This window comes from Streptomyces boncukensis (assembly GCF_011045075.1).
Taxonomy (GTDB): domain Bacteria; phylum Actinomycetota; class Actinomycetes; order Streptomycetales; family Streptomycetaceae; genus Streptomyces; species Streptomyces boncukensis.
This window is the reverse complement of sequence record NZ_JAAKZZ010000505.1, coordinates 1-5,206: the sequence shown is the minus strand read 5'-3', so window position 1 is coordinate 5,206 and position 5,206 is coordinate 1. Positions and strand designations below refer to the sequence as shown.

Below are 5,206 nucleotides of genomic sequence, written 5' to 3'. Positions count from 1 at the left end.
CCCTCGTCCCCCGCACCCTCGCCCTCCGCCACCGCCACCGCCACCGCGCTGGCCGAGCGCGGCGCCGCCATCCGCGCCGAGCGCAAGCAGAAGAACGCGACGCCGCTGAAGCTGATGCTGCGCCGCGTCGCCAATATCTTCGTGCCGCTCATCCCGGCCCTGATCGGCTGCGGCATCGTCGCGGGCCTCAACGGCCTGCTCACCAACCTGGAGTGGCTGCCGTCCCTCACCCCGGCGCTCACCGCCATCGCCTCCGGCTTCATGTCGCTGATCGCGGTGTTCGTCGGCTTCAACACGGCCCGCGAGTTCGGCGGTACGCCGATCCTCGGCGGCGCGGCGGCCGCGGTGATCGTCTTCCCGGGGGTCGCGGACGTCTCGGCGTTCGGCGAGAAGCTGGCGCCGGGTCAGGGCGGGGTCCTCGGGGCGCTCTTCGCGGCGCTGCTGGCGGTGTATGTGGAGAAGGCGTGCCGCCGCTTCGTCCCGCAGGCGCTCGACGTACTGATCACCCCCACCCTCACCGTCCTGGTCGCCGGGCTGGTCACGCTGTTCGGGCTGATGTACGTGTGCGGGGAGCTGTCCACCGGCATCGGGCACGCCGCGGACTGGCTGCTCAAGCACGGCGGCGCGGGCGCCGGCTTCATTCTGGGCGGGCTCTTCCTGCCGCTCGTCATGCTGGGCCTGCACCAGGCGCTGATCCCGATCCACACCACGCTCATCGAGCAGGACGGGTACACGGTGCTGCTGCCCATCCTGGCCATGGCGGGCGCGGGGCAGGTGGGCGCGGCCCTGGCGATCTACCTCCGGCTGCGCCGCAACACCTCGATCCGCACCACCATCAAGTCCGCGCTGCCCGCGGGCTTCCTCGGCGTGGGCGAGCCGCTGATCTACGGCGTCTCCCTCCCGCTGGGCCGTCCGTTCATCACGGCGTGCCTGGGCGGCGCGTTCGGCGGCGGGGTGGTCGGGCTCTTCTACCAGTTGGGCACCTCGGTGGGTTCCACCGCCATCGGCCCGTCCGGCTGGGCCCTCTTCCCCCTCCTCAAGGGGAACCACTCGCTCGGGGCCATCGCCCTGATCTACGCCCTCGGCCTGGCCGTCGGCTATGTGGCGGGCTTCGTGGCGACGTACTTCTTCGGCTTCAGCAAGCAGATGCTGCGGGAGCTGAACGCGGAGCCCGAGCCGGACGCCGCAGCGCAGCCGGCAACGGAGCCCCGCCCGGAGGCCGACCCCGACCCCGGCCCCGGTCCCGGTCCCGACCCCGTCCCGGCTGCCTCCACCTAGGCCGTGGCCGGCCCTTCAGGGGACCAGGGCGCGCTGCATCAGCAGGGTGTCGACCCACTGGTCGTGCTTGTGCCCGACGGCGCTCAGCCGGCCCGTCTCGCGGAAGCCGTGCCGGCGGTGCAGCGCCGGTGAGCTCTCGCTGCCGGTGTCCGAGATGACGGCGATCATCTGGCGGGCACCGGCGCGGGCGCTCTCCTCGACGAGCGCGGTGAGCAGGGCGCTGCCGGTGCCCCGGCCCGTCCACTCCGGGGCGAGGTAGACCGTGTCCTCGACGGTGTGGCGGTAGGCGGGCTTGGGGCGCCAGGGCGCGGCGTAGGCGTAGCCGGTGATCTCGCCGCCGGGGGCGCAGGACACCAGGAAGGGGAGGCCGTGCGCGGTGATGCCCGCGTGCTTGTCCCGCCAGGCGGGGACGTCCGGCGGCTCCTCATCGAAGGTGATGACGGTGTGCGTCACATAGTGCGCGTATATCTCGGCGACGGCCTTGAGGTCGTCAGGCGTCGCGGCGCGGAGGGAAGCCATGAACGACTGTAGGCACAGCCGTGTTTCCGGGCTGTTTCCCGCGGTTCGCCCGCCGTATTGAATCGACCGGTTCAAAACCTGGTACGGTACGGGCATGGCCCGACCGAGACTGTTCGACGAGGAGCGGGCCCTGGACGCGGCGATGCGCGCGTTCTGGGAGAAGGGATACGAAGCCACCTCGACCCAGGACCTGTGCGAGGCCACCGGACTGGGCCGCAGCAGCATCTACAACACCTTCTCCAGCAAGCACGACCTCTTCAGCCGCGCACTGTCCCGCTATATCGACACCATGACCGGCATCCAGCTGGAGATCCTTCAGGACGAGCGGCGGACGCCGGGGGACCGGGTGCGCGCGCTGTTCGCCCGGATCCTCGAATCGGAGGACGAGTACCGGGGCGTGGACGGGCGCAGCATCGGCTGTCTGACCGTCAACACCACCGTGGAACTCGCCGGCCGTGACCCGGAGTTCGCACGGATGATCGACCGGGATGCCGCGGTGCGGCTGACCGCGCTGCGGGCGGCGATCGAGGCCGGTCAGCGGGACGGCGAGTTCACCGCGGACCGCGGCGCCGAGGCGCTGGCCCGCTTTGTGAACGCCGTGATCGGCGGTATGCGGGTCACCGCGCAGGGCGGCGCGGACCGGGCGACCCTGGAGTCGATCGCCGAGACGGCCCTGGCGGCGCTGCTGGCCTGAGCCGCGGACACCACGGCGCGGGCCCCCGGGCCCCATGCTGCCCAAATTTTGAACCGAACGTTTCAGAACCAGAACAACACGAGGAGTGCGGCCACCGTGCCTGCTGCCATCTACGTCCTGGCCCTGGGGATCTTCTCCATGGTCACCTCAGAATTCGTCGTCGCCGGACTCATGCCGCAGATCGCGGACGGCCTCGATGTGAGCATTCCGCAGGTCGGCTATCTGATCACCGCGTTCGCCGCGGCCATGGCGCTGGGCGGGCCGTTCCTGACGGCGGCGCTGCTGCGGCTGCCGCCCAGGCGCGCGCTGGCCGTGCTGTTCGCGGTCTTCCTCGCCGGCAACGTCCTGGCCGCCACGGCGCCCACCTACGGGGTGATGTTCACGGCGCGGCTGGTCACCGGCACCGCCTCCGCCGCGTTCCTGGGCCTGGCCGTCTCGCTGAGCATGCGGCTGGTGGACCCGGGGCTGCGCGGGCGCGCCGCGTCCGTCGCGCTCAACGGGCTGATGATGGGCACCCTGCTCGGGCTGCCGCTGTCCACGTTCATCGGGGAGCGCTTCGGCTGGCGGGCGGCGTTCTGGACGATCAGCGCACTGACCGTCGGCGCCGCGCTGGTCACCGCCGTGGGCGTGCCCCGGCTGGAGCGCGCCGAGCAGAGCGGCGGGATACGGGGCGAGCTGGACGTCTTCCGCAGGCCGCGGCTGTGGCTGGTGCTGTCGACCAGCACGCTGGTCATCGGGGCGACCTTCTCCGCGTTCTCCTACTTCAACCCGATCCTGACCGAGATCACCGGCTTCGCCACCGGCTCCGTGCCGCTGCTGCTGGTCGCGTACGGCGCCGCCACGCTGGTCGGCAACATCGTCGTCGGCCGCCTCGCGGACCGCTACACCCTCCCCGTACTGCTGGTCGGCCTGGCGCTGAACGCCCTCTTCCTCGCGGGCTTCGCGCTGCTGGCCCAGCTGCCGGTGCCGGCCGTGCTGTGCATGCTCGGCATCGGCCTCGTCGGCGTCACCATGAACCCGGCGATGATCACCCGGGTGCAGCGCGCCGGAAACGCCGGGCCGCTGGTCAACACCGTCCACTCGTCCTTCATCACGTCCGGCATCATCATCGGCTCCGCGGTGGGCGGCGCCGCCATCGGCCCCTTCGGGCTGCGCGCCCCGGTGTGGCTCGGCGTGGGCCTGGCGGTGCTCGGCATCCTGTCCCTGACCCCGGACCTGGCCGCGGGACGCCGGGGACGGGCGGTGCGGGGTGACCAGGGTGCGCAGTGTGAGCCGGACACGGCTACGGCCGGTGCCTGAGGGTGATCTCTCCCAGATCGATGTCGACCGGGAACGGCTTCAAGAGCTTGAGCTGGTCGTAGTGGATGCCGGTGGGAACGTAGGTCTTCGTGGCGGGCTCCAGCTCGAAGACATAGACCACGGCCTTGTCGTCCTCGTTCTCCACCCGCCAGAAGTGCGGGATCCCCGCTGCCGCGTACTTGCAGGGCTTGGTGCCGCGGTCGCGGAACACGGAGTCGGGGGAGACGACCTCGATGACGAGGACGACATCCTCCGGGCCGTACGTGGTCTGCGTCATGCTGGTGAGCGCCTCCTCCTTGACCAGCATGAGGTCGGGCTCGGGGCGGTTGCCCCGGTCCATCGTGACCGTCATCTCGCGCATCACCAGGAGACTGGACGGCGCCTGCTGGGTCAGGTGCCGCATCAGCAGATTGATCGCGAGCATATGAAAGTAGGCTTGCGGACTCACGAAGACGAGGCTCCCGTCGATCAGCTCCGTGTGGGGCGGAAGGTTGGGGAGCCGGTCCAGGTCTTCGGGGGTGTACCCACCCACGGGCGGGACGGGCCACTCGTACTCGGGCTCGACACTCATCGCTGCTCCCATGGCCGGGATTCTCGCCGGATCCCAGCGTACCGGCGGCGCGACCGCGGTGCTTCAGTCGTACGAGTGACCCGGCGGCCGCCCCGGAATTCCGTCGCCCGCGCCCCGCCCGGCCGCGTACCGTGCGCCGCATGAGGCACCGGCCGGCGGACATCCAGGACAGCGCCCTGCGCGACACCCTGCGGGCGTGGGGCATCGAGACCGCGGACAGCGAACTGACATACCTGCCGGTCGGCTTCGGCGACCACCACTGGGCGGCGTCCGGAACGGACGGACGCCGGTGGTTCGTCACCGTCGCCGACCTCGCGCACAAGCCGTACTGCGGCACGGGGGTCCCGGCGGCTGCGCGCGGGCTGGCCGCCGCCATGGACACGGCGGCGGCCCTGCGCGCGGACGCCGGGCTGGACTTCGTCGTCGCGCCGCTGCGCACCCCGGACGGCGGCGCCACCGTCCAGCGGCTCGGCGCCGCCGGCGGCCGGTACGCGGTGAGCGTCTTCCCGCACGTCGCGGGCGAGGCGAGCGGCTTCGGCGACCTCCTGCCGCCCGAGGAGCGGGCACGGGCCATCGACCTGCTGGCCGCGCTGCACACCGCGCGGCCGCCGGCCGCGATCCGCCCCCGCACCCCCGCCCTCTCCGCGCGGCCCGCGCTGGAGGAGGCGCTGCGCGATCTGGGGCGCCCCTGGGAGACCGGCCCGTACGCCGAGCGGGTCCGCGCGCTGCTGCGGGAGCGGCGCGGGGAGCTGCGCCGCAGGCTCGACGCCTTCGACCGGGCCGCCGCCCGGCTGACCGGGGCGCCCGTGGTCACGCACGGCGAGCCGCACAGCGCCAACCTGCTG

6 protein-coding genes are annotated in these 5,206 nt (G+C 72.2%); 4 read left to right on the top strand and 2 right to left on the bottom strand.

Annotated elements, in window-relative coordinates:
- On the top strand, window positions 1–1,278 hold a 1,278-nt coding region (locus tag G5C65_RS30750; protein ID WP_165302333.1), incomplete at its 5' end, for a PTS sugar transporter subunit IIC.
- A gap of 15 nt (window positions 1,279–1,293) precedes the next feature.
- On the opposite strand, the gene G5C65_RS30745 is transcribed toward G5C65_RS30750, so the two are convergent.
- Window positions 1,294–1,797 carry a GNAT family N-acetyltransferase gene (locus G5C65_RS30745; protein ID WP_165302332.1) on the bottom strand — a complete coding sequence of 168 codons (504 nt, stop codon included), beginning with the start codon at window positions 1,795–1,797 and terminating at the stop codon, window positions 1,294–1,296.
- A gap of 94 nt (window positions 1,798–1,891) precedes the next feature.
- Here G5C65_RS30745 and G5C65_RS30740 point away from each other — a divergent pair, with 94 nt between their 5' ends.
- Window positions 1,892–2,491, top strand: coding sequence for a TetR/AcrR family transcriptional regulator (locus G5C65_RS30740; protein ID WP_165302331.1), 600 nt, complete (start codon window positions 1,892–1,894; stop codon window positions 2,489–2,491).
- Between the two features lie 96 nt (window positions 2,492–2,587).
- Window positions 2,588–3,790, top strand: a complete 1,203-nt coding sequence (locus tag G5C65_RS30735) for an MFS transporter (RefSeq protein WP_165302330.1) — start codon at window positions 2,588–2,590, stop codon at window positions 3,788–3,790.
- On the opposite strand, the gene G5C65_RS30730 is transcribed toward G5C65_RS30735, so the two are convergent.
- The gene (locus G5C65_RS30730; protein ID WP_165302329.1) at window positions 3,774–4,361 is read right to left on the bottom strand and encodes a Uma2 family endonuclease; all 588 of its coding nucleotides are present in this window, start codon (window positions 4,359–4,361) and stop codon (window positions 3,774–3,776) included. The two genes, G5C65_RS30735 and G5C65_RS30730, sit on opposite strands and share 17 nt — an antisense overlap.
- Before the next feature lie 140 nt (window positions 4,362–4,501).
- Here G5C65_RS30730 and G5C65_RS30725 point away from each other — a divergent pair.
- The coding region (locus G5C65_RS30725) for a phosphotransferase (RefSeq protein WP_165302328.1) at window positions 4,502–5,206 on the top strand (705 nt) is incomplete at its 3' end.